Below are 26,229 nucleotides of genomic sequence, written 5' to 3' on the forward strand. Positions count from 1 at the left end.
ACCCCTTTGTGATCTATCAGTCAACCGTTAGTCAACTTACATTCATATTCTGATAAATAAGCAATTTTTTGCGATTGATTATCGAAAGTTATCCAACTTCACGTGTTGTAATTAGCGCTGTTGATGAAATCTACCAAGAAGAGCACCTTGCTATCTCCTATTCGCCGAGATATGACTCTTTCTTGAATCTATCGATTGACATCGCATAAGTTTGGCCAAAAAAGATAAGACCAATGAGGGCACATGAAATAGATCAGAGGTCCAGCTTCAAGCGTTCACCGTAGCGATTTTGAAAAAGTGCTTCTTCAAGGGGGCGGCGCCCTCTCCAGTTGAAGCGCTCCAAATCTGGAACCTCCATAAGCGTCGAAATGGGTCCAAGACAAAGCCATGCGATCGGCCGTAGCGGAGAAGGGATCCCGACCAGATCACAGAGGAAGGACTCTTGATAGAACGATACCCATCCAACGCCATATCCTTCAGCGGTAGCGGCTAGCCAAAGGTTCTCAATGGCCAAGCACACCGAATAAAGTCCTGTTTCATCAATAGTATTGCGGCCCAAAATTGCTGACCCACCCCGGCTCGGATCATAAGTCACTACGATTCCGATGGCTGACTCCATGATTCCTTCGATCTTGATAGGGTTGAAAGTCTCCTGCGCTTCTCCAATAAGCCGGTCCGAAAACTTAGAACGCTCCACCAAGACGTGATCTCGAAAGTCGATGCGGATAGCGTCGTCGTCCACAAGAATAAAGTCCCACGGTTGAGTCATTCCGACTGAAGGTGCCTGATGCGCAGCTCTCAGAATACGTTTCAGTTTGCTTTGATCCATCGGACCACCGATGAACTCATTCCTCACGTCCCGCCGCATCTGAATGATTTCGTAAAAACCATCTATGTCTATCAAATGAATACTCCGTTCTAAGATCTCTTCAACTGATAACTCATCATCACAATCAACAGGTTGAATGAAATTCAATTTTTGACGTTACAAATAAGATAAATAAAAGTAAAGGTCTACCATATGCAATACATGCGCTATGCGAGAACTAGCGGCGATGGGACAATACCAAAGACGCGATCTCCAAGGCAGCCATCCTTCGGGCCTGGTCATTTTTAGCTAAATATAAACGGATGCTGATCGTCTTTGTTCTCCTAATAGGCCTTGGGCGGCTAATCGATCTCGCACCCCCACTCATTACAAAGTCAATCATCGATACAGCGATTCCCAAAAGATCACTCTCACTGCTATATCTTCTAGTAGGAGCAGCGCTCGCCGCGACTGTCACATCCACGACAATCAGTGTCGCTTCGAGATGGATCAGCTCAAAGATGGGTGAAAGCTTAATACTTGACCTTCGCTCTGCACTCTTTGCGCATCTTCAACGACTTCCCATTGCCTTTTACACAAAGAGCCAATCTGGTTCGATAGTGTCGCGCCTCAACAATGACGTCCTCGGCTCCCAACAGGCAATATCGATTATTTCAAGTGTCTTTTCCGACGTTTTGACTTTGACATTCACACTTTTCATAATGCTAAAACTCTCACCGTCCGCTACTGCAATAGCCTTAGTAACCATGCCGCTCCTTGTGGTAGTAGATCGAAAGCTGGGGCGCCGAATCGCGCCATTGGCAAGGAATCAGATGAAAGCCAATGCTCAACTATCCAATCTAACCACCGAACGAATGAACGTCTCAGGCGCTCTTTTAGTAAAGCTTTTTGGCAATGTGACAAGAGAGACTCACAATTACGACTATCGAGCTGGAAAACTTCGAGATTCAGGGATCAAATTAGCAGTAGCTGGTCGCCTATATGGAGCAGCAGTTTCATTGATTGCGGCACTTGGCGTTACTGGTATCTACCTTATAGGTGGACGTCTCGCCTTGGACCGCCAACTAACCATCGGCACCTTGGTTGCGCTGACACAATTTGCCACCAACCTCTATACACCAATTACCGACTTGGCAACTCTCAAGGTAACCCTTTCTCAGTCTTTAGTCTCTTTCGATAGAGTTGCAGAGGTACTCGCCGTCGCACCAACCGTCACAGATCCAGAGTTTCCCAAAGCCATCAAAGAGATAGAGGGCAAAATCGCCTTCGAAAATGTCGATTTCACCTACCCTGACATTGAAACGCCCTTTTCAGAGGCGCCAGATGTGCAACCTTCAACCACGGTAGCGCTCGAGTCCATATCATTTATCGTTGAACCCGGAACAATGACGGCCATTGTCGGGCCTTCAGGTGCTGGCAAGTCAACAATTGCTTCGCTCATTTCACGCCTCTACGACCCAGATGCGGGAGAGATCTCTCTCGATGGTATCAATCTCCGTGAAATCTCACTTCAAGACCTGAGCGACCATATAGGAGTAGTATCACAAGAAACATTTCTCTTCCACGACACCGTAGCGTCAAATCTGCGTTTCGCCCGTCCTGATGCGACAAATGAAGAACTTATAGCCGCAACAAAAGGGGCACAGATCTATCAAACGATCATGGAGATGCCCGATGGGTTCGACACATTAGTCGGCGAACGTGGATATAGGCTCTCAGGAGGTGAGCGACAGAGACTTGCAATTGCTCGCGTTTTTCTAAAAAAACCTGAAATCGTAATCCTAGATGAAGCAACCTCTCATTTAGATACGGAAAATGAGGCAGCAGTTCAGAGCGCCCTCTTTAACCTACTCTCCAACCGAACCTCGATAGTGATCGCCCACAGACTCTCTACGATCGTCGCCGCAGATCAAATCGTTGTAATCAAATCCGGGAAAATCGCTGAAAAAGGACGACACGCTGAACTGCTGGAGAAAAAGGGAGTCTACCGAGACCTCTTCGAAACCCAACTCGTCCTAAAACAATAGCCACCTGAACTTTTAGCCGCCATCTGTTAGGCCAACAATAAAACCAAGCAAGTCTCATGATTGCTTTGAATCGATCAACCGCCCATATCCTTGAAGCCTCATTGGAAAATACCCATTTCTATGAATTTCAAAACCGGAATCTTTTTTTGGAGGTCAACACCTATCTGGATCTAGTGTCCCCTCTCATAAGTTCCCTGAGTTCTAGTTCCCCAGATACTTTGCCATCGATGCGAATATCTCGTCAGCTGTCTTTACCCACCTAAATGGTGTTGGGTCTTGGTTCCAGCGCTCTGCCCAGGTGTTGATCGAAGCAACGAGTTGCTTTTGTGACTTATGGGTGGATCTGTGGAGCATTTTGGTAGTCAGTTCCGAGAACCATCTCTCAACCAGGTTCATCCACGAGGAGTAGGTGGGTGTAAAATGGAAGTGGAATCTGGGGTTTTTTATGAGCCAGGCCCGTACAGCATCGGTTTTATGCGTTGCATAATTGTCCAGGATGACGTGGACTTCGAGTTCTTTTGGAACTTCTTTTTTCACCTGATCCAAAAAGGCTATGAACTCGATCGCCCGATGAGCCTTTGTGGTGTTGGTGATCACCTTGCCAGAGGCAACATCAAGTGCTGCAAAGAGATTTGTTGTGCCGTTGCGTTTGTAGTCATGTGTTTGCCGCTCTGGAACAAAAGGTCTCATGGGAAGCAGTGGCTGGGTTCTATCCAACGCCTGGATCTGTGTCTTTTCGTCAATACATAGTACCAGTGCAGCATCAGGGGGATTGAGATAGATCCCAGTTATGTCGCGGACTTTTCGGTAAAGGCCGGATCGGTACTGATGTTGAAGTATCCCAAGACATGGGGCTTGAGGCCAAAGGTTCTCCAGATACGTGAGATGCTCGCTGGTGATACCCCGATCCGCTTGGACATTGAAGACGTCGACCACTGGGTAGCAAGCGGGGGCTCTTCTTCCAAAGTGATCCTTAGAATCTCGGCGATCTTTTCGTCATCAATGCTTCTCGGTTTTCCACTTCTCGGTGCGTCATCGAGAAGTTCCACTCCGTAGTTGATAAAACGCCGCTTCCATTTGCATACCGTCTCTGTAGATATCTGAAGTCTTTGCGCGATCTCGTTGGTTCCAACCCCTTCGTTACTCCATAGGGCAATGCTGGCCCTTGCCACCTGTCCTATGGGAGCTGTGGACTTTCTTACCACTGCTTCTAATTCGCTACGTTCTTTGGGACTGAGCGGAACCACCGAAGCTTGTCGTCCAGATCTCTTCTTGGGCGGCTTGCTCTGGTTGGCATCAATGTTTGGCTCCTCTGAAACGGTGTGACTTAGCATCGTTCTCCCTTGCAAGGTTATGTCCTTACCAAGGAGAACAACCTTAGAAGGGATTAATTCCTCAGTTTCAGGGAAATTATGAGAGGGGACACTAGTAATTCGATGGAAAATTAGCACCATTAATGCGTCGTAGAAGTCCACAAAAACCTCTTCAGAGGCGGTACCACCTCCAATAGCAAAGCTGAAAAAATACAAAAGTCAAGTGGGCTCACAAAGTTGTCATGGTCTTAAAGGACGATCAACAATGGGCCGATAGCCACTATCAAGGTGATCCCAACGCTAGGGGAAACACTGGGCATCGTTATGAAAGGTACCGAATTTGATAGGGAAAATACTTTCTAAGCTTCCAAAAGGAGCCAATCTCGACGATCTGGCTTGGGCAAAACGGCATCGATTTATTGTCTATACTCTATATTTTCAGGTTCCATTTCTAATAATCGTCTCGTTACCAGAGCACTCCACCACCAAGGTACGACTGGTCGATATCGGTATACAATTTGCATTCTGCCTCGCTGCCACTCTAATTAAGGCGCGAAGGCTTGCAACGATCACAACTAGCCTCGGCCTTTTATGGGCCGGGGCCGCTCTCGTACACATCACACACGGTATGCCAGATTTCCATTTTTACTTCTTCGTTCTCCTGGCTATAGTGGCTCTCTACGAAGAGTGGACACCATATCTTCTCTCCATTGGATTCGTCTTAGTGCACCACATTCTCCTCGGCCTTTTTTGGCCCAATTCTGTCTTTTATACCTCCTATGAAAGAGCAAACCCAATTGGATGGGCCCTTATACATGCTGGATTCATCTCGGGAGCAGTAGCTGTACAAATTGTCTTCTGGAGCTTCTCAGATGCGCTACGCAGCCAGAGCTCCGCGCTCCTAGAAAAAAGCACCTTTGAAGAAAAGCAACGTTATGAGCTCCAGCTAGAAAAAGAAAAAAGTGACCGTGAAGCGATCGAAAGACGCTCTCAAGAGGTAGAGAGAGCCCGCAGAGACCAAATCGAGGTCGCTAGTCAAGCCAGCGGCCTCTTGGCAGGATCCGACCAGATTAGGGCAAACATCGATGCAGTCGCAGGTGCAATTCGAGAGATGGAGCTTACAATAACAGGGATAGCGCACGGTGCCAACCGTGCCGCAGAGGTTGCACATGATGCCGCTGGAATCGTCGGGAAGACCTCGATGACCCTTGATCGACTGGATAAAAATTCCGCCAACATTAGCCAGATCGTAGTTACCATAACTGAAATCGCAGAGCAGACGAACCTCCTTGCGCTCAATGCAGCCATTGAAGCTGCGCGCGCTGGCGAAGCCGGCAAAGGATTTGCCGTAGTGGCCAATGAAGTCAAAGCGCTTGCCGCAGCTACAGCGCGTGCTACTGCGGATATCGGCGCCATGGCAATATCGATGACTTCAGATACGAGCGCGGCGAGCGCGGCGTTCTTAGAGGTAACCGATACTGTGAGCGAGATCGGGAGACTTCAAGGCGAAATTGCCGTCTCGGTCGACTCCCAGGTTGCATCTACGAACGAGATCGCACAAACCGTAGATGATGTCGTAAAAACAACGATCGAGATCAATAACCGCATCGCATCACTTCAAAACGCTAAAGGGAAATCTTTAGCCTAAAAGTAGAGGTAATCCCGAGATCTTGGCCGGATGGAACTTCTCTTTGTTACCTTGACGATTCCTTCGACTCAATCCCGAGATCTTGGCCGGATGGAACCCTAAAAAATAAAAACTGTGCTCGGTGACAGGCAAGAAATAATAACTAAAAAGGATAAGGAGGAAGACCTATGCCAGGAATGACCTCGACACCCGGCCACCCCTTTGGCACCTTAGGTTCGCACCTATACCTAATAGTCGGCATAATCATCACAGTCGCCATGGCATTGAACCTAGCGGTATATCTATTCGCAGAATCAAAACCAAGGACAGATATCCAAAAGACAGAGGCGCAAAATATCGTCGCCACCGCGACGAGCTCCAACACAACTCTTAGCTTTCTATCCATTTCATTTGGCGCCATCTGGATCATCGACGGAATGCTCCAGCTCCGCAACGGAATGCCAAACGGCTTTGTGTCGAATATTATCAGGCCCGCATTTGTGAATGCTCCGTCTTTTTTGCGACCACTTGGGGACCTTGGTGCCTGGGCCTGGAATATCAATCCATTTCGCGTTGATTTAGCTACCGCATGGATTCAGCTCTTTATCGGCATGGCGCTCGTATCTCTCAAGCCAAGTAAAACCTGGCGTCTGGCAATCTACCTCTCGATCGTATGGGAGCTCATTGTCTTTTGCATAGGTAATGGCTTTGGACTCTTCTACAAGGAAGCGGCTTGGTACAGTGGAGCACCTTCAGCAATATTGATTTACCTCTTAGTCTCGGTAGAGCTGCTAATGGCTTCCAATGGTAAAAACAAATTCCCAACAAGCCAGCGACTGGGATGGGGATTGGGAATCTTTTTCCTTGTGGGTACCCTCCTTGGTGCGCTTCCATCCGAGGGATACTTTAAACCCAACGGATTTTTCACGATGATCACGTCGATGGCGAAAAATCGACAACCCGAGGTCTTTTCGAGCCTACTCAATGCTGCGGCAAATATTACAGAGGGCAGAGGATCCATAATCAGCCTGATTCTAATCTCACTGGGCCTTATTATTGCGACGGCCTTGATAGTAGCGCCAAGCTCAGTCGCCACCATCTATCTAACTATCATCGCCTCACTAGTAATGTGGGCAACAGTCATGGATTTTGGAGTATTTTCGCCAACTGGAACAGACTTCAACTCTGGCCTTCCAATCATCATGGTCTCAATCGCGCTGCTCATGGAGAAAAGAAAAAATCTATCCAATATAGACGAGCCCGTAAAGTCGGTATCTGACAAAGTGCTTCCGAGTTAGGGACACAACCACTTGGCTAGTATTTGTCAATATCCGACTCAAAGAGATGAGGTAAAAACTCTGTGACCTAAGCTCTGCACGGAGCTTATAGAAAAAGCAAACGGGCCCTTGGTAAGATTTTACTTTAGATGATTGCTAGTGTCCCTAGTCATAAATTCACTTAGTAAATGGTCCGAGGTACTTTTCCATGGATTTGAAGATCTCGTCAGCCGTCTTATGCCATCTAAAAGGACGAGGATTCTCATTCCAGGTTTCCGTCCATTTTGTAATAGCTGCAATAAGTTGCTTTTCTGACTTGTGTGTTGACCTCTGCAACATCTTGGTAGTTAGTTCAGAAAACCATCGCTCTACAAGATTCATCCACGATGAATAGGTGGGAGTAAAGTGAAAGTGAAAGCGTGGGTGCTCAAGGTTCCATTTACGCACTGTATCGGTCTTATGGGTGACGTAGTTATCCATAATGAGATGGACCTCTAGATCTTTTGGTACCTCTTTGTCAATGAGATCTAGAAATGAGATGAACTCAACTGCACGATGTGCAGTTGTCGTCTGTGTTATGACCTTTCCAGATGCTGTGTCAAGAGCAGCATAGAGATTGGTTGTTCCATGTCTTATGTAGTCATGTGTTTGACGCTCCGGTACAAAGGGAGTCATTGGAAGAACTGGTTGTGTCCGGTCAAGTGACAAGTATTTGTGTCTTCTCATCGACACATAGCACAAGTGCTGCTTCCGGGGGATTGAGATAGAGTCCAACTACATCTCGAACCTTTGAAGTAAAGTTAGGGTCGTTAGATATGTTGTAGTACTCAATGAGATGGGGTTTTAGTCCAAAGGTTCTCCATATACGAGAGACTTCTCGATTGAGAGACGCCAGCAACTCTTGCCATCTCAGTTGTTGACCACTGTGTAGCGTTCTTTGGCTCTGTGGTTGTAGTAAGACGAATGATCTCAGCTATCTTGTCATCGTCATGGATTCTTGGGGTTCCACTTCGTGGAGCATCAGATAGAACTGATACCCCAAAGAGAGAGAACCTCTTCCTCCACTTAGAGACAGTAAAGCTTGAGACACCGGACAATTCAACGATCTCTTCGTGGCTAAGGCCATCAGCTGCGCCAAGAGCAATCTTGGCACGAGTTACATGAGACTGTGGCGAGGTTGTAGCACGGATTACACCCTCTAGGAACTTTCTGTCGTTGTCTGAAAGAACAACCTTGTATGCCGGTCGACCGATCTTCTTTTCCATTACTCTCCTAAGTGTAGTGAAATGTACCTCTGTATAGGTAAAACACTACAAATAGGGATTAATTCCTTATTTAAATGAATTTATGACTATGGACACTAGCTAGGTGCCCAGTAACTGCACATTAAGCAATTGCGCACGTAGCGACTACCCGTCTAGCAATAGAATTCAGAATCAAAGAAGCCACGTCCAAAAGCGCCTCGAAAAGAAAGCGACGATCAACTCCGATGAGGCCACGACTAACGACAGGACCTTAAGGACAAGGGCATAGAGACCCATGGTCTCTATGCCAAAACAACAAACCCACTAAATAGAAGATGACACAAACATCCCAGCAGGCAAATCGCTCTAGAAGCTAGCTACGTAGAATAGTTCCGCAAGCTTACCGTCCTCTAGGCCAGCATACAATGCAGATCTCGACCCCCACTGACCGAGCATATCCGCGAGCTTCTCTGGAGTTGGAAGTTGGCTCTTGTGCTCATGCAGAGCCTTCAACTTGAGTTCAAACGTTCCTGTGATATCAACTGCAAAATTCGACCTTGGGCTTGCCATCATCAAAATCTGGCTCACACTGTGAGGCTCAAAACCTTCATCGATCAATTGAGGAAACGCAAATGGGTTTCTCGAATCAGGATAGATCGCCCTTAGAGCCGCCTCACCGGTAGCCAAATGGTCAGGGTGGGACGCCGGCATCCTCTCATAGTTTCTTTCAGGAGACTGGCATATAACCGTGTCGGGACGAACTCTCCGTATAGCTCGAGATATACCCTTCCTTAGCTCCAAGCTAGGCTCGACTTCGCCATCGATGAATCCAAGAAACTCTATCGAGGAGACGCCATAGACGTCACCAGCGCGCGTCTGTTCCAACTGACGAATCCCTGGAATCTCCGACCTATCAATCGTCCTATCAAAGCCACCGGCTTCGCCTGAGGTAGCAAGGCAATAGTGAATCTCGATACCGCTTTGGATCCACTTCGCTATAGTTCCACCCGCCCCAAAATCTGCGTCGTCGGGATGAGCGGCAACCACAAGAACGACCTTGGGCGCCTGAATCTCTACTGCTTTAAAACTTGAACTTTCCATGCTATATAGCCTAGGTGAATAGGCAAAAAGTTACCACACCGAGCTATTCCAAGATCGAATATCGATTTCGATCGAACCATAGGTAACTACAATTCATCCAGCTACTCCCTAGTAGCCTAGGAGACTATTGCGCAATTCATAGATCGACTCTTTCGGGTGGTATCTTTTGACTCAGAATGAAGTTGCTATGCCTTATCTAGCATTAAGTGCGGAGCTTTAAATCCAAAACAGCTAAAGATCTACTTATGCAATTGTCTCCGTGCGACATGAGGTTGCCGAATTTAACGCTTCGAAAAGGAGGAACTTGTCATTCAGCTGGCAAAGCCCACCGACACATGCCAGAGGAGTAATTCTCTGGTATGGAGCTGTCGGAAAAGTACCCACGGGGAATCTCATAGGCCAAATCCGTGAGGTGAAGCCGACACTGCCAGCAACAAGGCCCTAAGGGGCCAGACAATAAGGGACCAGACAGCATGGAGGTGGGCCTAGCTGGGTATGAGCAACATATGTGAACTGCTGGTTAAAGATCGTTATTGCAAACAAGCCAAAGTTGCTGATGGGCTTGGACCAAAAGCTACCTGCGACGGTCGCATCAGTGGAGATTGGATGCGCGCTGACAACAATTCCCTCCGGTGAAAAGGCAGGCCCTAACCCCAGCGTATATTATTTCGGTGGAACATTTCTAAGTCGCTATCTCCGCCCAAGCAATTGGGCAAGCCCCCCCAAGGAAGGCCGATGGGGATGTGAGCATAAGGATTGGATACAAAGCGAAACGCGCTCTTGTAATGCGACGGATACACCTTGAGACATTACCTAACACGGAGCCAAGCAGACTTCCCCGCCGTGCCAAGGTGTGAAATGGTCTTAGTTGCGAGATGGTCTTAGTTGCGAGATGATTCATAGAACCTCATAGGCTATGAAGGCAAATGAACATGGCTAACGCCACGTGTGGCCCTACTGACGAAACCAATTGGGATAAGATCGACTGGTCGAAGCTCAACAGTAACGTCAAGAGGCTGCAAACCTACGTCGTAAAGGCTATGCATCCAAGGCAAATTGGTAACTGTATGACCGGGTCCCAAAAGGGGCCTTCATAAGGCTTGATCCCAGTGCGATGAAAGTTGCCCGCTAGGATCTTAAGGAGGCACGGCTCAGCAATGAGTCGTGCCTACCCGACTAGAAAATCATACATTTCGATTGTTACCCGAATAGCCAAAACAAAAGACACCCACGGCCAGCGAAGTTGCCTATAACCAGTTCTCTTATGTTTGACCCAACAGCTATACCCCAAGAAGAACGAAGCTACAACATCTGCCGGTAAATCTGAAAAGAAATAGTATATTTAGCCAGAACTTTAATTCGTGGCGCTCAATGAAATGCGCTCGTAGCCCTTTAGATACCACCATTTGAGACGACCTAGCTTCAAATGGTAAAAAACAGGAATGCACCATCTGTAGTCGTAGCAGCGAAGTTTAGACTAAAAGTTACCGGTACCTCCAATTGTTTCTTTCTCATTATTGCTGGCCATCAAGAACTTTATACAGTTCAATTAATCTAGTTTTAATCAAAATCCCAAGAAGGACCCAAATGACTCCAAAATTAAGCCCTGGTGATCTCGCACCAAACTTCACGCTCAAAAATCAGTTCGACCAAGAGGTCTCTCTCAATGACTTTCGCGGCAATAGGGTGATCATATACTTTTATCCAAAAGACTTTACTCCTGGTTGCACCCAAGAAGCTTGCGACTTTAGGGACTTCGTCTTCAGCGTTGATGGTCCGAATAAAATCATTGGCATCTCTCCAGATTCAGTAGATAAACACCGGAAATTCGCAACCGAATTCTCACTCGACTTCGACCTATTGAGCGACTCCGACACTACAGTAATGGCTCAATGGGGTGCCTACGGAGAAAAACAAAACTATGGAAAGACTGTAATTGGGGTAATTAGAAGCACATTTGTCATAGATCCCTCAGGTTACATAACCGATGCCCTCTATGGCGTAAAGGCTAAGGGCCATGGAGCGCGCATCGCTAAACTACTGGGAATCTAATTCAAAGGCTAGACAATTCAAAGACGAGGTATTCGCCAAAGATGTAGCCGCATTTTCAGCGATAGGTGGGCACTACTTGTACTTTACGAAACCGCCGGTTACAAAAACTGGCGCATAACACCTTGTAGGCGATTTAGTAGGTACCATTAGAAATCCATCGGATATAGACTCCTAAACCAATGGTCCTATTCTTAGCCCAACTATCCCCATCTGTAACCATCAACCAACTACTTACAGGCTTTCAATTAGACCCGTTGTCGATACTTGCCGACGCAGCCCTGGTGGCAACAGCCATACTCTACATATTAGGAGTAAGAAGGCTCGCAAAACGAAACCGAATTTGGTCTAAATGGAGAACGCTCTCATTTATGGGGTCCCTCTTCACCATCTTTTTCGCTGTCGGATCTGGATTCGCTAGCTACGACGACTCCGTATTTTGGATGCATGTCATCCAACATCTACTTTTGATGAACGCTGCTCCAATAATGCTTGTGTTGTCAGCGCCGGTAACTCTAGCGCTACAAGCTTCTAATCGAAGCACGACTACTTCAATCCTAAAGATAATCAACTCACGATATATCAGCTTCTGGTCATTTCCGATAGTTGCGTGGCTGAGCAACTGGGTCACAATGTATGCCTACTTTTTGACCCCCCTATATAGCCTCTCAATTAGGCATCCTCTTTTTCACTACTACACCCATCTTCACTTTTTGATAGCGGGATTCTTCTTTTGGAGCGTAGTTCTCGGTCTAGATCCAGCCAAACATCGCCTTTCATTCGGAGCCAAGCTCGCCTTTTTATTGACCGGAATCCCTTTCGGTTCATTCTTGGGAATCGCCATTATGCAAAGTTCGAGATCCATTGACCCGGCGGCTAATACCCTGACCGATACTCACATGGGTGGATCAATCCTTTGGATCTTTGGCGAAATCTTCACATTTGCTGCTATCGGCATAATCTTTGTTCAGTGGTCCCGCGCTGAAGAGCGTTCAGCCAAACGCCTCGACCGAGAACTCTATCCCGATTCAATGCCGCCCTATCAACCAAATTCCTAGACAAGCGACAACGACAGTACTAAAAACCCTGGCTCCATAGCCATAAAGATAGAAGTTACCTTTCAATTCACCGAGATCGCTTTTGGATTTACCCGATTGTAAATTCACCACACCTTCAAATTGGAAAAAGCCAACATGCCCGTGGAAGGCTCCCATTTAATTGATCCGCTACCAATATCAGCTTTGTATCCATAATGTAGATGGAGGAAATTAATGTGAAGTCCAAAAGGCATACCCGTTCTCCTCAAGGTAAGCAGGGCGCAGGTGTGTAAGAAGATCGCCGAAGGGGACAAGATGCTAAATGACGGTGCAACCATAAGTGAAGTTGCCGCTTTGCCATAAAAGCCCTAAGGCGCTGCAGTTACCGAGACGACCTGGTACCGATGGAAGGGTACCTACGCTGCATTGAAGGGAACCAAAGTAAAGCTTACTCAAGGAACTTGAATCTAAAGAACCGTCGCCTAAAGAACATCGTTGTCGACCTAACTCTTGATGTCGCAATGGCCAAGGAGGCGACGATAAGAAACTTCTAACCCCGAATCGTCGTCGTATGGTAGTTCACAAACTACAGATACGATTCGGGGTTTCTAAAGAGACGAGCCTGCAAAGTAGCAGGTCAAAATCGTTCTACGCAGCGTACCGTAGCACCTGAACGCAAAAGTGCAGATCTAGACGAAGAGATCACGCAATTCCTTAGAACGTTTGTCCTAGAACACAAAGCTCAAGGTTACAAAAGAGCATATCGCTACGTCATAGACAAGGGATACCATGTCAATATCAAAAAGGTAAGGTCTCTTTGGCAACAAGCCGGCTTGAAGGTACCCTATAAAAATAAGAAGAAGTCGACCGTTGGAAATCCAAACGTTTGGATTTCCAACGGTATCGGTATCCGTCATTCATCCTTCCCGAGCTATGACATCGATTGAGCACAATTTGGTCTCCTTGGTATATAGTTATGGCAGATTGTTGGATAACAGGTTTGGTAGATGTCTTAAAGAACATATTGATTTGGGAAGAACGTGGCTGTGGGCGCGATGTGATCCTGAACCGTGTCGTCCGAATACATCCAGCTACAGATGCCTGTGGATACATTGCACTGGGCGCGCTTTATCATTGTGTAATACTGTGCGTATTCGGATCCCATTGCAATGACGCCCCACTCGCCAGGAGGGACAGTAACTTTGTAGGAGTAGCCTTCGGTTTGGCTATTGTTGATGTTGAAGCCTACCGCACTGCTGATGTCGGAGACTGATATGTTTATGGAACCGCCGATTTGCGCCGAGACCGTTACCGCGTAGTTGCATTGTTGCTGCGCAACGTTAGGTCTTGCGGTCGCGAAACCACATTGCACCCAGTCGCCTGAGTGATATCCCTGAAAGGTCTTTTGGACCTGGTAAGTCGGATAGATCTAATAGAGAGGTCTCATGTGCTCGGTTTGACTCGCTGTAGTCGCCCATGCGGCAGACCCAGTCATTCCGACCGCCACAGTCGATAACGCCAATGCCCCAATCCAACTCCGATCCAACTCCGATCCTTCCTGATATTCTTTTACTACCCACTGTGAACATCCCCCGCTCCGTTATTGGCTATCATGCTGATAGCGTTCGTCTATATGGCTCATAAAGCGAGTTCGCCTATCGTGGATAAGCCCTTGATCGATTGGTTCTGCTATAAATCATTCCATGGCAACCACATCCGTAGTCATAGAACACTGGTGGTAACGCTAACCATTTATTTTTTGCCAGACATCTGCCCAAAAGATGATTTCGAGGTCTTTTGAGCTTTAAATTCCTGGAAGATTACCCTCAAAAGACACCTAGGGTATGGTCTTTCTGGCTTGCAAAGCAAGTTGGAACAAACTGCCATACTCTAGAGTCAATGGATCTAAAAGTAGGCAAATGCAACAACTGTCCTGAAACTCACCGCCAAGACCTACAGGGATATTTGACAGGTAGAAGTCAAAGTAGTCGTAGTCAAGAACCGGAATCGGTACCGGTTTCTGAACCGGGCTAAGCGGAGCGACGGACCAAACCGGCGCACGGCCCGCTTGTGCCATATTTGTATCCAGCGCCGCTTTTACATTTTAGCCTCGCTAAAGTCCGGGCTTCCTATCTCCAATTCCAAAGGTGCGGTGCTACGCTAACTAGAAACCACACCTCAAGAAAGATTGATGTAGAAGCCAAAATAGCCCCACCAAAGACGTACAAGCGTCTCTTCGAACTGGAGTAGCTAGCGATTTTGATCTTAGCTTTTCTGTTGCGTTCCCTTCCTGCATGCAGTCGCATGAGCACCGGGAAACGATCCTCCCCATACTTGGAATGGAGGCTCCAAATAGCAAGCCCCGTATAGAAGTCCAGCAGGGGAATCGCCGTCAGAAGTATGGCCTTAGCTTTGCCTGACAGCGCTATTGCAGCATTTAACATCAGACCTTTAACCTCCTACGCACATCCATGTGAAGGCGATACCCAATAGTGCAAGCCTACCCATATATTTCTGCTGCCGCACATGGTCTGCGTCTCCCCAATGTAGCCAGCTGCTCCAAACATGGCCGCTGAGAGCGCGCCTGATACTCCAGCGATCGCGATACTGACGCCGAGAGGAACTAGTGCGGCCGTAATGACTCCATAAAGTGCTGCTCCTCCATTCAATTCGTCAACCAGGCCAGTTGCAAAGCATTGGTTCATGTACCATTGAAACCCATCCCACCCCTCAAAGCGGAAGCTCTCCCAGCCACTACACCCGCCCCCAACGAACAAATCAGGCTTAATAATTCCGCCCTTTGATGGGTATTTCGCAGAGAGTCGCACTGATGTTGAAACCCTACTGTCTTGGCGGCCATCGGTGCAGCATCGTATATCTGAATCATCTGTTTAACCGCACTGTATTCCTGCGGAGAACTCACTTTCGCGAAATCAGGCGAAAGATAAGCGAAGTAACCCCGGGTTACGACATAGGGAGAAGCCTGTGCCACCCAATCGGCGGGTAAAAGGCGACCAGAAGTGATTGAACTCGATCCAGAACCCGAACTCGCGCTTTGTGCAGATGCAGTGGTTGCACTAACGCCAATGGCGGCCGCGCTAACAGCCAATGCCCCCAAACCAACTGCGATCCTTCCTGTTATTCTTTAATACCCACTGTGAACACCCCCTCTTGCTTATTAGCTATCATGCTGATAGCGTTCGTCGATACGGCTCGTTAAACAAGTTCGCCTATCGTGGATAAGACCTTGATTTATTGATTCTGCTATAAAGCATCCCCGTGGCCACCACCACATTCGAAGCCAGCCTCCGTAGTCATAGAACACTGGTAGTAACGCTAACTATTTATTTTGCGCTCGGCATCTGCTTAAAAGATGATTTTAGGAGTTTTTCGGCCTTTATTTTTTTTGATGAAAACTTTTTAATAAATCTTGACTTACTCCAAGCTTCTGGAGAAATTATCCGATATTTCTGATGATATTGAACGATAACCTTGGCGAGTCGGAATTTTATCTCTGCGTAGATCCACAATAACTCTGGGGATCGACTGGAATTGCTTTGGTATTTGGATGCAAAGCAGTTCCCGGCGTTTGGATTAATCGATACGCCGGAACCTTTACCTACTTTCCCTTTAGTACCCGCCTTGTAAGTTGATGATCTTGGCTCCCGTAACTATCCGATTGCATATGGCATCGGCGGCGGTCGGGTCATCGATTAAACGGTGAAAGGTATCGGGAGCAAACAACAGTTGACACTTTTCTATCCAACACTTGCGATACTTAACTGTAATGGCTAATACTTACAGCATTGGTGAGTTCGCACGACGGATTGGGCGTAGTCCAAGTACAGTACGGCGATGGGAGCAAGAGGGCAAGATCACGCCCAAAAGGCTCCCTAGCGGGCATCGCTACTTCGATGAGTCTGATGTACGAGCTATGCTGGGCGGCGCTCCTGTTAGTCGAGTCACTGTCGTCTAGCGCCGAGTGAGTGGTTCAGGGCAAAAAGATGACCTGGTATCACAGGTTAAAGCTATGGAGATCTACTGTCTTAACGCTGGTATAGCTGTAGATGAGTGGACTTAGGAAATCGGCGGAGGTATGAACTTCAAACGCAAGAAGTTCCTAGCGCTTATGGATCGTATACAGCACGGAGAGATTGAACGATTAATAATCGCTCATAAAGACAGACTCGTTAGGTTTGGATTCGATCTTATCGCCCACATAGCTGAAGAATCGGGATGCGAGATAGTAGTAGTCAATCAACCATCGTGTTCACCAGAACAGGAGATGTCGGACGCGATCATTCCTAAATAATATCGACCATCCGGAATTAGATAATCAACCCAATTGAGGGATACCCATCGAAATAATTCGGCGAACTCAGCATCTTTAGGCTACTAAACATTGCCACTTTGAAGTAACCTAAATAAATAACTTCCCTAGGAGCTCAATATTTATTCATCATATAAATCAAAATATGTTAGTTCAAATCCATAAAGACAAAGAATAGCTGAAGTTTCAAAGGAGACATATCGTGCAAACCTCTAAATTACCAGCTATAAATGCATCTATCTATCTTGAGTCTTAACAAATTGGCCTAAGCTGACGCAGCCAAAATGGCCGTCATCGATAATCGCAAGAAAACTCCGCTACCTAGTGGTAACATAGGATGGCTAAGAGTTGTCAATTTGAATGTTCGGAATGGTCCGCGCTTCAAGAATTGGAATTGGTGAAAATGGAAGAAGCAGTAATTGTAGCTACGGCTAGGACGCCGATAGGACGCGCTTACAAGGGATCGCTCATCGACTACCGCGCGGATGATATGGCAGGATTCATCGTTGGCGAATTGATGAAGAAGGTGCCGAACCTTAGCCCATCGGAGATCGACGACGTTATAATTGGCTCTGCCAATCACGCTGGCGAGCAATCAATGAATCTGGGCCGAAACGTAGCAATGCTAGCTGGATTGCCCGATAGTGTTCCCGGAACAACAGTCAATCGATTTTGCGCCTCGTCCCTCCAAAGTATCAGAATGGCCTTTCATGCAATTCGGGCAGGAGAAGGGCATGCTTTCGTAGCTGGCGGAGTGGAAAGCGTTACGCGTACACTCGGAGTCGGCTTTTCCGCATCGGATATGAATCCCCGATTCACCGATACATCCCGGTCCGACTTTATAAACCTTATGTACATACCAATGGGGTTGACGGCTGAAAACGTCGCCGACCAGTATGGCGTAAGTCGAAACGAGATGGACGAATTCGCCAAGCTCTCACAAGATCGCGCAGTCGAGGCACAGAACAACGGATTCTTCGAAAGAGAGATATCTCCGGTTACGCTTCCCAATGGGACCATCGTCTCCAAGGACGACGGCCCGCGCGCTGGGACCACAGTCGAAGCACTTTCGACACTCAAACCTGTATTTAGACCAGATGGAAGAGTTACCGCTGGCAATGCATGTCCCCTAAACGACGGGGCTGCAGCAGTAATGGTGATGTCCAAGTCGCGCGCACAGGCACTTGGAATCAAGCCACTCGCTAGAATTATCGCATCTGCCGTCAGTGGCCTTGCTCCAGAGATAATGGGTGTTGGCCCGATCGAAGCGATTGCCAAGGTCCTATCTCTAGCAAACATGAAGATCTCAGATATCGACATAGTCGAATTGAATGAAGCCTTTGCTGCACAGGTAATTCCGATCGCTCGTGAGGTTGGCATTTCAATCGAAGATCAACTCAACCCTCACGGTGGTGCAATCGCCCTAGGCCATCCATTTGGAATGACAGGCGCCCGCATTATGACCACCCTTCTAAATGATCTTTCTACGCTTGACAAGACATTCGGTCTTGAAACCATGTGTATTGGCGGCGGCCAAGGAATGGCAATGATTGTCGAGCGACTCAACTAGAAGATATCGACCACATGGCAATATTAGCTTAGGAGATTCAATCTGTTAGCTATTGTCTACATCGATAGTAGGTCAAACTTCTAGGGATCTCTCGTCTCCTTGGAAGTTTGACCATTACCGCCCTCGCAATATGTCGGGGGCGGTTCTATTAAGATCGCCAATCCCTGTAGGATGTTTCCAGGTAAATTCAAAACATTTTGAGACTCTCACTAAAGATCGAGGCACCTTGGAGAACCAACATATCGAGAACCAACCCATTGTCGTTGATTCTCCCAAAGATACAGAGATCTCAAATAGCTCCGATCAAGGCGACAAAGAACCAAAAGAAACTTCAACCACGTTACTTCTCATTCGCCACGGCAAGACGCCAACCACTGGAACGACGCTTCCCGGACGGGCCCCTGGGTTGCATCTCTCAGAAGAAGGAGCCGAACAAGCAAATCAATTGATAGGTACGCTCCGCTCCATTGAGATAGACGCCGTCCTAACCTCTCCACTTGAGCGAGCCAAAGAGACAGCTCAACCACTGTGTCTCGATCGCCAAATTGAAGCAATAGTCGATCAACGAATCATAGAGTGTGACTTCGGCGATTGGACCGGACGAAGGTTAAATGAACTCTCAAGGCTTCCGGAGTGGAGAGTGGTCCAGGCTGCCCCAAGTAAATTCAGATTTCCCAATGGCGAATCTTTCAGAGAGATGTCAGAGAGAATGATCGACTTCTTGGACTTTGTGCACCAAAGATACAACGGGAAGACGGTCGCAGCCTTCACCCACGCAGATCCAGTAAAAGCTCTTATCGCACATTGCTTGGGTCTGCACCTTGACGCCTTTCAAAAGGTAATAATTTCAACAGCTGGAGTTAGCGCCATCTCCATAACCAATACGTCCAACTACGCTTTGTATGTGAATACAACAGCAAAACCCAATATGAAAGTCTCCTAAAATTGCCAATCGAACGCCACTTTAGAATGCCAATAGAAGTCGCCTTAGGTGCTATCGGAGAGCCTGGCAATAGAGTCTTCATTCTGCAAATTCGCGAGCCTGGCGAGCAACTCACTCTCAAGCTCGAAAAGACACAGGTAGCTGGGCTCATACAGTACATTGCTTTGATCTTGGGCGAGATTGATCGACTCGGTCACCTCCCTAAGGCCTTCCCTATCGAACCTCCAATCGAACCAGAATTTGCTATAGGTGAGATCGGGGTGGCCCATCTCGAAGCCGAAGATGAGGTAATCATCGAACTCTCCGAGCTCAGCCCCCAGGATGAAGAGGGTTCGTCTGTCGTATTGACAATTTCAAAAGAACTAGCCGGTACAATTGCAATTCAAGGTACCGAACTCATTGAAGCGGGTCGCCCGACTTGTCCGCTTTGTGGGTTTGCCATAGAACCAGAAGGACATCCTTGCCCGAGAACAAATGGATACAGGGCACCGACGCCCTAAATCTCCTAGGAACTGGATCGATTGAAGTTATAGGTCGAATGCCCTATAGCTCTAATGCCACGCTCTTAGTAAAGATCCAGGGAGAAGGCGACGAAATAGCGGCTATCTATAAGCCGCACCAAGGAGAACGGCCCCTGTGGGACTTTCCCGATGGCCTATACCAGCGTGAAGTAGCAGCATATCGACTCTCTGAATCTCTCGGATGGGATCTAATACCGCCCACCATAATTCGCTATGATGCTCCCTATGGAGTCGGATCCCTTCAACTTTTTATAGATGCTCGCTTTGATGAGCACTATTTCACACTTATGGATCGTCCCGAGCTTGCCTCGACCTTCATCCGCTTTTGTGTCTTTGACCTGATCGCCAACAATACGGATCGAAAATCTGGCCACATTTTAATCGATAAAAATGATCACCTATGGGGCATCGATAACGGATTAACGTTTCACGAAGATTCCAAGTTGAGAACTGTGATTTGGGAATTTGGTGGCGCTCAAATCCCAGAACAAGACCGGGAACTTCTAAGAAAAAATTCCAGTGAGATATCGGAATCATTGTCAGAATTAATCAGCGAGGTCGAACTAGAGGCACTTTCAAGGAGAATAAGGTACGTCATCTCAAAGAAAAAACTACCCGAGCTAGATCCAGAGTATCGCCCATATCCGTGGCCCCTCGTCTGATTACCTAACCGCTACCCAAGTTCATCGTCAACTTCAGGGTAAATCAGTAGATGGTGCGAGAGCCCAAAGTGTCAGAAAAACGAGCGTCAATGATTTCCGTTTCGATAGGAACGCTTATCTCTTCCAATGCAGGTGCAATGTAATAACCTTGCGCGAATGTGCAGCCAATCGAGGCTAAAAGTTCTAGCTGCATCTTGGTCTCAACACCTTCGGCGACCGTGCTTACTCCAAGCGCGTCACACATGGCCACAATTGCAGAAGCGATCTGACGCGAATCGTCCGCCTCCAATTTTGCAACAAATTGCTTATCAATCTTTACGATATCTGGTGCGAGTGAAGAGAGCTGAGCAAGCGAAGAATAGCCCGTTCCGAAATCGTCAATCGAGATCAATACGCCAATGCTTTGCAGGTCACGGAGCAAGGGAGCTATCTCAGAGGGGTAGCGCATCATCTCGCTCTCTGTAATCTCCAAGACCAGTTCGCCTTTCGAAAGATTTTTAGATGCTATCAAATCTATGAACGAACTCCGACTCCCCGTCTCCAATTGACGCATGGAAACATTAACGGCAATAAATGGACTGCGACGCGGATCAAAAGATTGAAAGGTTCTAAGCGCCGAAACTGATGCTGAAAGTGCAAAGGCACCATGGAGATGAATCAAACCTGAATCCTCAGCAATCGGTATAAACTCATCGGGGCCAATCGTGCCAAGCTTTTTACAGTTCCACCTCATCAACGACTCATATCCTACGACCAGGCCGCTATGTATATCCAAGATGGGTTGATACGCCATGTATATCTCATCTCGAGATAGGCTCTGGCGAAGGGCTGCCTCAACAACCATTCGACGCTCTGCGCTAGACCTAAAGCTCTTGTCAAAGAATGCTACCTTCGAGCTTCTACTCTCTTTAGCCTTATACATAGCAGTGTCAGCATCTCGCAAAAGTTCGTCCCACGGTGTATCAGATAATCCTGTCGCCACACCGATACTTGCCGAAGAAAAATAGTCTTCACCATCTATTACAAATGGCTTCGCGAAATTTCGGGCAATCCTAACTCCGAAAGCTTCGGCACCCGCTTGGTCTTTAAAGCCACCCGCAACGACTATGAATTCGTCACCACCAAGTCGAGCAACCACATCTTGATCGCGCCCGGCACTTATCATCCGTTTGGCTACACTCACGAGCAGACGATCACCAACGAGGTGTCCTCTGGTATCGTTTATCAATTTAAACCGATCGAGGTCTAGGAAAAATAACGCTACCAAGCGACCATCATCTAAATTAGAGACGATCTCCAAATAGCCCTTCTCGGCCCCCCGGCGATTTAACAAGCCTGTCAAGGAGTCACGTTCAAGGGCCGCTTCAAGTTCTGATTCATTCTGCTTATGACGCGAGATATCAGCAACCACAGCGAGACGAGAGATTACATTTCCGAAGCTGTCTCGAATTGGGGATATCTTAGCAAGGCCATGAACAGTCTTGCCGTCCCCTCTTAAGAGTATCAGTTCGTGCTGCATCTCTGGGAAGCTATCCCCGCTTCCCCATTCCAGAGTCGGATCGGTAGCTGACATCGGATCCAAGAAGTCCGAGACGTAGCATCCAACGATGTCACTAGCATCTCGATCAATTAGAGCCTCCATTGCCCTATTTGCATAAGTTACGCGCCCATCTAAAGAGACAACCCATATACCTTGACCAGAGGCCTCCACGATCGATCTATATCTAGATTCGCTCTCTTCGACCTCACGCTCCATCTTGCGTCTCTCTGTCACGTCACGAGCGCTGACAACCGTAGTCGCACCGGATGAGTGTCTAACAGGAAGTCGATTGGCGACGGCTTCTAAAAGGTGGAGATTTCCTCTGTGATCTTCAATTTCAAAGAGAAGTTGATCCATCGCCCCCAAAAGGTCACCATAACCCAGCTTCTCAGTCCCACCATGGTATTGGATTACCTCGCTCATGCGTCGCCCTTCTAAGAGCGAGGGGGAGAGTCCAAGCACCTCACGGTGGCTAGGTGAAGCCCAAACGATCCTTCCATCATCAGAGATAGCCCAGACCAACTCCGACATTGCCTGAACAATAGTTGCAAACAGTGCGTCATCTTCCCGCTGACGAATCATCGTGCTGGCCTCTAGTTGACTCGAGGAGATAGAGGCAACGGCTGGATTCAACTGTGCCACAGCTTGACGCAGGCCATTTCGTTCGATCTCGCTAAATTTGGAACCATCTATCTTAGCAAATCCAATCACTCCCAAAATAGAACGACCTTGAATGATAAAGTCGATCTCATCACTTACTGGGTCCTCCCCAAGCAATTGAACTATTCGAAGTGAGATGGCATCAGATGAGGCGAAGTCCACTAAATCTATGATCCGCTCACCATTACCGATAAATAAAAGCCGGTAACCGGTTATTCCTCTTGGGCGTTCGATGAATTTAGCCCCATCCAACAGGACCGCAAGCCGCAAGCCGGACGAAAGCACTCCAAGTGCACTAGTCGTCACATCCAACAAAGATCGAAGCGAGGTCTTGCCAGTGACTCCGCTGGCAAATGACCAATTCCACGCCACCATCCACTCGCGATCTAGTCGTAAAACGGCCAAGGTTACCTGCGAGGAAAAGGCACCAAGAGCCATCAAATCCAGTCTTGAAAAAGCAAAGCTGGTCGCACTGGCTATGACCGCCGACCCGATCGGCCTTTGACCAGGTAGCGAAATAGGAACTATAGCTATCGATCGGAAGTCGCCTAGGGCTCCCAGCCTATCGACGAATTCCAAGGAGAGGCTCGGAGTAGCCACCTTTTCTTGGGAGTCATAGACGATCGCCGCCTCAGATGGAACCTCTTCGGATTTCATTACTTCGCGCAAATGTGAGAGCGAATCCTCCGCCAAAGAATTACCAAGCCGGCTAAATGACCGACAATTCGAAACAGCGTCTTCGGAGTCATCCTCTATAAAAAATTCTATGTGACTGCAATCAAAAAGTTTGTTGAGCACCTTTGCAAATTCGTAGAACAGGTCACCCTTTGAGGAAACCGTCTGCATTGACAACGCACTAGCTTCAAAGATCTCAAACCTTTTCTCGAGTGCTCTGAGTTCATCCCCCGATAGGTAATCCTCGATGGCAGCGACGACGGACGTTGTGGTGGCCACAAATTCTTCATAATCCTTGCTAGAGTGAGCCAACGAATTCTGAAAAAAATCAAACCTGACGAATAACTGATCGAATGATCTACCTTGAACTTGACTTTGGACCACAATCGCACCGTCACAAAGGTCCAAAGCACATCTATCGATCGACTCTATGGAGGTAGATTTACGAATAACAAATGCGTCGCGATCGCTAAGGCTGAAGTCACCTGACGGATCAATCTCAAAGATCTCACCATCTATCTTTGAAAGCGACAAAATCAAATAGAGGTGATTGGTAGCAAGGTCGTCTATCGAACCCAGGTAGATTGAAACCCTTTTTACCTCATCAAGGTCAAAGCCACTGGCAACATCGAGCATGCAGCGAGCAAGGCCCTTGCTCAGTCGCAACTGCGATAGGTTCAATGTTGCCCTCTTTTCAACTCGGCTGACCCTGACAGTAGCCTACTTTTAGTCTCTTGGATTACATTCATCCTTATACTTGAACTCTCAATTAAAAGCTCATAGTTACATCGACATTTGGGGGCATTAATATTATCGATTCCTAAAACATCAAAATTGAATAGATCCGGATCAACTTCGATCCTACAACCAAAAACCACAATCAGTTGTTATTCGCTACTGATCAAAGAGTCTTCGCCCTCGCTAATCTACCTCTTTAGCAAAAGCATCGCCAAGGAGCATATGCGAAAGACGACAAACGATCGACTCTGGTAGCTTTCTTCAAAATCACATTTAGATGGCCAAAGCAAGTGTCGATCTTGCCTACGCAAGTACCATCCCAAGCGGTCAACCATTGCCCAAAGAGCAGCGCTCGCAGTGATAACCAGACGAGTCAAATCAATGCGCGATAAGCTCCGGGATTACATTCGACGTTCCCATGAAAAGTAAACCTTGTTGCCATCGTCAACTAACATTGCCCATCAAAATTATCTTCCAAAAAAATCAAACTCAATCACTACCTCCAAAGCCATTCGCACTTTTCAACTGGTCAATTAGATGACTGCGCACATAGATACTTTGCTCGTTGAATAAAAATCCATCAACCCTATAAAGCAACGAGCGAAATAAAAAGCAGACCTTCAGAAGCAAAAATCCTGGTAGAAAGTGATAAATGCTATTCAAATTGAAAATCGATGCCATATTCAAAAGACGTATCCACTCCCCCATCTCTTGAGCTGGGTAGTGGAAGATAGCATAATTATTGGAGATTGAGCGCACGCGAAAGAGCCTCCGTGAATATCTTCTTTCGGCGCGATTGAGATGATGAATCAAATTCGCAAAGCCACGTTAACAACTTTGGCTCAGGAGTCAACCCCTGAGCCAAAAAAATAGATCTAACACACCAATTACCCAAAGGCCGAGGCCACTGCTATCGTTGCGCAGTTCGCGCGGTGCCTACATTTCATAGGGTTGCAAACCTAGAGGCACTCTAGATCAAGGTCCAGTTGCTTAGAACTTGGCACAACCGCATAAAAAAAGCGCAATAAACTCCTATACAAAAAATGAGGAGTTAATTCGACCTGATAGCAATCATCCGATGAAAGAAGACTCTCTGGTCGACTATCTGGCTCGGAGGGCCTCGATCAATGCAGGAAGAACCTTATGAACGTCGCCAACGATTCCCAGATCGGAGATAGAAAAGATTGGAGCCTCTTGGTCCTTATTGACCGCGATTATATTCTTCGCACCCTTCATTCCAACCATGTGCTGTGTTGCACCAGAGATACCACAGGCTATGTAGACAGTTGGCTTAACCGTCTTTCCGGTCTGACCAACCTGATAGGAATATGGCACCCATCCGGCATCTACAATCGCCCTAGATGCACCAGGGGCACCGTTGAGCAAAGAGGCGAGCTCTTCAACCATCGTATAGCTCTCTGCTTTGCCAAGTCCTCGGCCGCCTGAGACAACGATCGCCGCCTCGTCCAACTTGGGACCAGTTCTCTCTTCAACGTGGCTTTCCAGTAATTTGGCGCGACCCGCGGCACCGATATCACCAGCCTCTCGAGTGATCAAAGTCGGAGTCTTTGGATTCTGCTCAGCCACAAAGGACTTTGCTCTGATCACAAAAATACCTGGCACCTCAGAGGTGAAACGAGCGGAAACGATCTCTGATCCACCAAAGATTGCATGCTCTGAGAGCAAGTCACTGCCCTCGAGAAGAAGGTTCACAACATTAGTCAGAACTGGCGCATCGATCTTGGCAGAAAGTCGACCTGCTGCATCTCTTCCCTCATATGAAGCAGCGAAAAAGATCGCCGATGGAGCTGCTCCACCTTGAATCTCTGAGGCCATAACCGCACCAACTGTAGTTCCGGCAAGACGATTTCCGGTATCAGAGATTCCCACCACCGAATCAGCACCATATTTTGACGCCATGTCTACGAATTCGCTGCTAGGAACAGACCATGTATAGGCTACAACTTCACCAGCTAGCCTTGCTGCTGTGCTTATTAGTTCTAGCGATGCCGCCGATATGGTTGATCCAGCTGGCTCAGCCAAAACCCAGATCTTTGCTAGTGTCATTTTCAAACTCTTTCGTATC

20 protein-coding genes and 3 pseudogenes are annotated in these 26,229 nt (G+C 47.5%); 12 read left to right on the top strand and 11 right to left on the bottom strand.

The window, feature by feature from the left end; translation table 11 throughout:
• Window positions 1-253: 253 nt before the first annotated feature.
• Complete coding sequence (gene bluB / locus ACIDITHRIX25_RS76565) at window positions 254-904, bottom strand: 5,6-dimethylbenzimidazole synthase (protein ID WP_407071680.1); 651 nt, start codon at window positions 902-904, stop codon at window positions 254-256.
• Window positions 905-1,131: 227 nt separating this feature from the next.
• Here bluB and ACIDITHRIX25_RS76570 point away from each other — a divergent pair, with 227 nt between their 5' ends.
• Window positions 1,132-2,856: an ABC transporter ATP-binding protein gene (locus tag ACIDITHRIX25_RS76570; protein ID WP_201733038.1), complete on the top strand. Its 1,725-nt coding sequence runs from the start codon at window positions 1,132-1,134 to the stop codon at window positions 2,854-2,856.
• Between the two features lie 201 nt (window positions 2,857-3,057).
• Here ACIDITHRIX25_RS76570 and ACIDITHRIX25_RS76575 read toward each other — a convergent pair.
• Window positions 3,058-4,157, bottom strand: a pseudogene (locus ACIDITHRIX25_RS76575) (IS630 family transposase).
• Window positions 4,158-4,509: 352 nt separating this feature from the next.
• On the opposite strand from ACIDITHRIX25_RS76575, the gene ACIDITHRIX25_RS76580 reads away from it, so the two are divergent.
• A complete protein-coding gene (locus ACIDITHRIX25_RS76580) occupies window positions 4,510-5,817 on the top strand; it encodes a methyl-accepting chemotaxis protein (protein ID WP_283770422.1) in 1,308 nt (435 codons plus the stop codon).
• 167 nt (window positions 5,818-5,984) lie between these two features.
• On the top strand, window positions 5,985-7,094 hold the full coding sequence (locus ACIDITHRIX25_RS76585; RefSeq protein WP_201733039.1) for a hypothetical protein: 1,110 nt from the start codon (window positions 5,985-5,987) through the stop codon (window positions 7,092-7,094).
• Window positions 7,095-7,250: 156 nt separating this feature from the next.
• Here the strand turns inward: ACIDITHRIX25_RS76585 and ACIDITHRIX25_RS76590 are convergent.
• Together ACIDITHRIX25_RS76590 and ACIDITHRIX25_RS76595 are read right to left on the bottom strand one after the other, a co-directional pair.
• Window positions 7,251-8,338, bottom strand: a pseudogene (locus ACIDITHRIX25_RS76590) (IS630 family transposase).
• A gap of 345 nt (window positions 8,339-8,683) precedes the next feature.
• Window positions 8,684-9,418 carry a PIG-L deacetylase family protein gene (locus tag ACIDITHRIX25_RS76595; RefSeq protein ID WP_052605344.1) on the bottom strand — a complete coding sequence of 245 codons (735 nt, stop codon included), beginning with the start codon at window positions 9,416-9,418 and terminating at the stop codon, window positions 8,684-8,686.
• Between the two features lie 1,587 nt (window positions 9,419-11,005).
• Between ACIDITHRIX25_RS76595 and ACIDITHRIX25_RS76600 the strand changes: the two genes are divergently transcribed.
• The 4 genes from ACIDITHRIX25_RS76600 (at window position 11,006) to ACIDITHRIX25_RS76610 (ending at window position 13,777) form a co-directional block, all read left to right on the top strand.
• Entirely contained in the window at window positions 11,006-11,470 is a 465-nt protein-coding gene (locus tag ACIDITHRIX25_RS76600) for a peroxiredoxin (RefSeq protein ID WP_052605345.1), read from the top strand.
• A 179-nt stretch (window positions 11,471-11,649) separates the two neighbouring features.
• The gene (locus ACIDITHRIX25_RS76605; RefSeq protein ID WP_052605346.1) at window positions 11,650-12,525 is read left to right on the top strand and encodes a cytochrome c oxidase assembly protein; all 876 of its coding nucleotides are present in this window, start codon (window positions 11,650-11,652) and stop codon (window positions 12,523-12,525) included.
• Window positions 12,526-13,205: 680 nt separating this feature from the next.
• Window positions 13,206-13,451, top strand: a complete 246-nt coding sequence (locus ACIDITHRIX25_RS000000104390) for an IS3 family transposase (RefSeq protein WP_201733579.1) — start codon at window positions 13,206-13,208, stop codon at window positions 13,449-13,451.
• Window positions 13,452-13,504: 53 nt separating this feature from the next.
• On the top strand, window positions 13,505-13,777 hold the full coding sequence (locus ACIDITHRIX25_RS76610) for a hypothetical protein (protein ID WP_201733040.1): 273 nt from the start codon (window positions 13,505-13,507) through the stop codon (window positions 13,775-13,777).
• A 67-nt stretch (window positions 13,778-13,844) separates the two neighbouring features.
• Here the strand turns inward: ACIDITHRIX25_RS76610 and ACIDITHRIX25_RS76615 are convergent, their stop codons facing one another.
• From ACIDITHRIX25_RS76615 to ACIDITHRIX25_RS76635, 5 genes are all read right to left on the bottom strand, one after another.
• On the bottom strand, window positions 13,845-14,093 hold the full coding sequence (locus ACIDITHRIX25_RS76615) for a hypothetical protein (protein ID WP_213333439.1): 249 nt from the start codon (window positions 14,091-14,093) through the stop codon (window positions 13,845-13,847).
• Window positions 14,094-14,341: 248 nt separating this feature from the next.
• Window positions 14,342-14,581: a hypothetical protein gene (locus ACIDITHRIX25_RS76620; RefSeq protein ID WP_052605349.1), complete on the bottom strand. Its 240-nt coding sequence runs from the start codon at window positions 14,579-14,581 to the stop codon at window positions 14,342-14,344.
• Between the two features lie 52 nt (window positions 14,582-14,633).
• Entirely contained in the window at window positions 14,634-14,948 is a 315-nt protein-coding gene (locus tag ACIDITHRIX25_RS76625; RefSeq protein ID WP_052605476.1) for a hypothetical protein, read from the bottom strand.
• Between the two features lie 15 nt (window positions 14,949-14,963).
• Window positions 14,964-15,209: a hypothetical protein gene (locus ACIDITHRIX25_RS76630; protein WP_052605351.1), complete on the bottom strand. Its 246-nt coding sequence runs from the start codon at window positions 15,207-15,209 to the stop codon at window positions 14,964-14,966.
• Entirely contained in the window at window positions 15,206-15,622 is a 417-nt protein-coding gene (locus tag ACIDITHRIX25_RS76635) for an ACP S-malonyltransferase (protein WP_201733042.1), read from the bottom strand. Before ACIDITHRIX25_RS76635 ends, ACIDITHRIX25_RS76630 begins: the two co-directional genes overlap by 4 nt.
• Before the next feature lie 669 nt (window positions 15,623-16,291).
• Here ACIDITHRIX25_RS76635 and ACIDITHRIX25_RS76640 point away from each other — a divergent pair.
• The 5 genes and pseudogenes from ACIDITHRIX25_RS76640 to ACIDITHRIX25_RS76660 form a co-directional block, all read left to right on the top strand.
• Window positions 16,292-16,807 (top strand): annotated as a pseudogene (locus ACIDITHRIX25_RS76640) (IS607 family transposase); the annotation flags it as partial.
• Between the two features lie 430 nt (window positions 16,808-17,237).
• Window positions 17,238-18,404 carry an acetyl-CoA C-acyltransferase gene (locus tag ACIDITHRIX25_RS76645; protein ID WP_052605353.1) on the top strand — a complete coding sequence of 389 codons (1,167 nt, stop codon included), beginning with the start codon at window positions 17,238-17,240 and terminating at the stop codon, window positions 18,402-18,404.
• Window positions 18,405-18,630: 226 nt separating this feature from the next.
• The gene (locus ACIDITHRIX25_RS76650; protein WP_200891221.1) at window positions 18,631-19,347 is read left to right on the top strand and encodes a histidine phosphatase family protein; all 717 of its coding nucleotides are present in this window, start codon (window positions 18,631-18,633) and stop codon (window positions 19,345-19,347) included.
• 2 nt (window positions 19,348-19,349) lie between these two features.
• Complete coding sequence (locus ACIDITHRIX25_RS76655) at window positions 19,350-19,847, top strand: DUF3090 family protein (RefSeq protein ID WP_052605354.1); 498 nt, start codon at window positions 19,350-19,352, stop codon at window positions 19,845-19,847.
• Window positions 19,808-20,530: an SCO1664 family protein gene (locus ACIDITHRIX25_RS76660; RefSeq protein ID WP_201733043.1), complete on the top strand. Its 723-nt coding sequence runs from the start codon at window positions 19,808-19,810 to the stop codon at window positions 20,528-20,530. Before ACIDITHRIX25_RS76655 ends, ACIDITHRIX25_RS76660 begins: the two co-directional genes overlap by 40 nt.
• Window positions 20,531-20,573: 43 nt before the next feature.
• Here ACIDITHRIX25_RS76660 and ACIDITHRIX25_RS76665 read toward each other — a convergent pair whose 3' ends face one another.
• Window positions 20,574-24,086 carry a putative bifunctional diguanylate cyclase/phosphodiesterase gene (locus tag ACIDITHRIX25_RS76665; RefSeq protein WP_201733044.1) on the bottom strand — a complete coding sequence of 1,171 codons (3,513 nt, stop codon included), beginning with the start codon at window positions 24,084-24,086 and terminating at the stop codon, window positions 20,574-20,576.
• A gap of 1,158 nt (window positions 24,087-25,244) precedes the next feature.
• The gene (locus ACIDITHRIX25_RS76670; protein ID WP_201733045.1) at window positions 25,245-26,210 is read right to left on the bottom strand and encodes an electron transfer flavoprotein subunit alpha/FixB family protein; all 966 of its coding nucleotides are present in this window, start codon (window positions 26,208-26,210) and stop codon (window positions 25,245-25,247) included.
• Between the last annotated feature and the right edge of the window lie 19 nt (window positions 26,211-26,229).

The sequence above is a fragment of the Acidithrix sp. C25 genome, from assembly GCF_904848545.2.

Excerpts from the sequence above, each read along its gene's own strand:
- ACIDITHRIX25_RS76585 (WP_201733039.1), top strand. The coding sequence starts at position 5,985 with ATGCCAGGAATGACCTCGACACCCGGCCACCCCTTTGGCACCTTAGGT.
- ACIDITHRIX25_RS76605 (WP_052605346.1), top strand. The coding sequence starts at position 11,650 with ATGGTCCTATTCTTAGCCCAACTATCCCCATCTGTAACCATCAACCAA.
- ACIDITHRIX25_RS76570 (WP_201733038.1), top strand. The coding sequence starts at position 1,132 with ATGCTGATCGTCTTTGTTCTCCTAATAGGCCTTGGGCGGCTAATCGAT.
- ACIDITHRIX25_RS76645 (WP_052605353.1), top strand. The coding sequence starts at position 17,238 with ATGGAAGAAGCAGTAATTGTAGCTACGGCTAGGACGCCGATAGGACGC.
- ACIDITHRIX25_RS76625 (WP_052605476.1), bottom strand. The coding sequence starts at position 14,948 with ATGTTAAATGCTGCAATAGCGCTGTCAGGCAAAGCTAAGGCCATACTT.
- ACIDITHRIX25_RS76600 (WP_052605345.1), top strand. The coding sequence starts at position 11,006 with ATGACTCCAAAATTAAGCCCTGGTGATCTCGCACCAAACTTCACGCTC.
- ACIDITHRIX25_RS76615 (WP_213333439.1), bottom strand. The coding sequence starts at position 14,093 with ATGTTCACAGTGGGTAGTAAAAGAATATCAGGAAGGATCGGAGTTGGA.
- ACIDITHRIX25_RS76630 (WP_052605351.1), bottom strand. The coding sequence starts at position 15,209 with ATGAACCAATGCTTTGCAACTGGCCTGGTTGACGAATTGAATGGAGGA.
- ACIDITHRIX25_RS76620 (WP_052605349.1), bottom strand. The coding sequence starts at position 14,581 with ATGGCACAAGCGGGCCGTGCGCCGGTTTGGTCCGTCGCTCCGCTTAGC.
- ACIDITHRIX25_RS76595 (WP_052605344.1), bottom strand. The coding sequence starts at position 9,418 with ATGGAAAGTTCAAGTTTTAAAGCAGTAGAGATTCAGGCGCCCAAGGTC.
- ACIDITHRIX25_RS76670 (WP_201733045.1), bottom strand. The coding sequence starts at position 26,210 with ATGACACTAGCAAAGATCTGGGTTTTGGCTGAGCCAGCTGGATCAACC.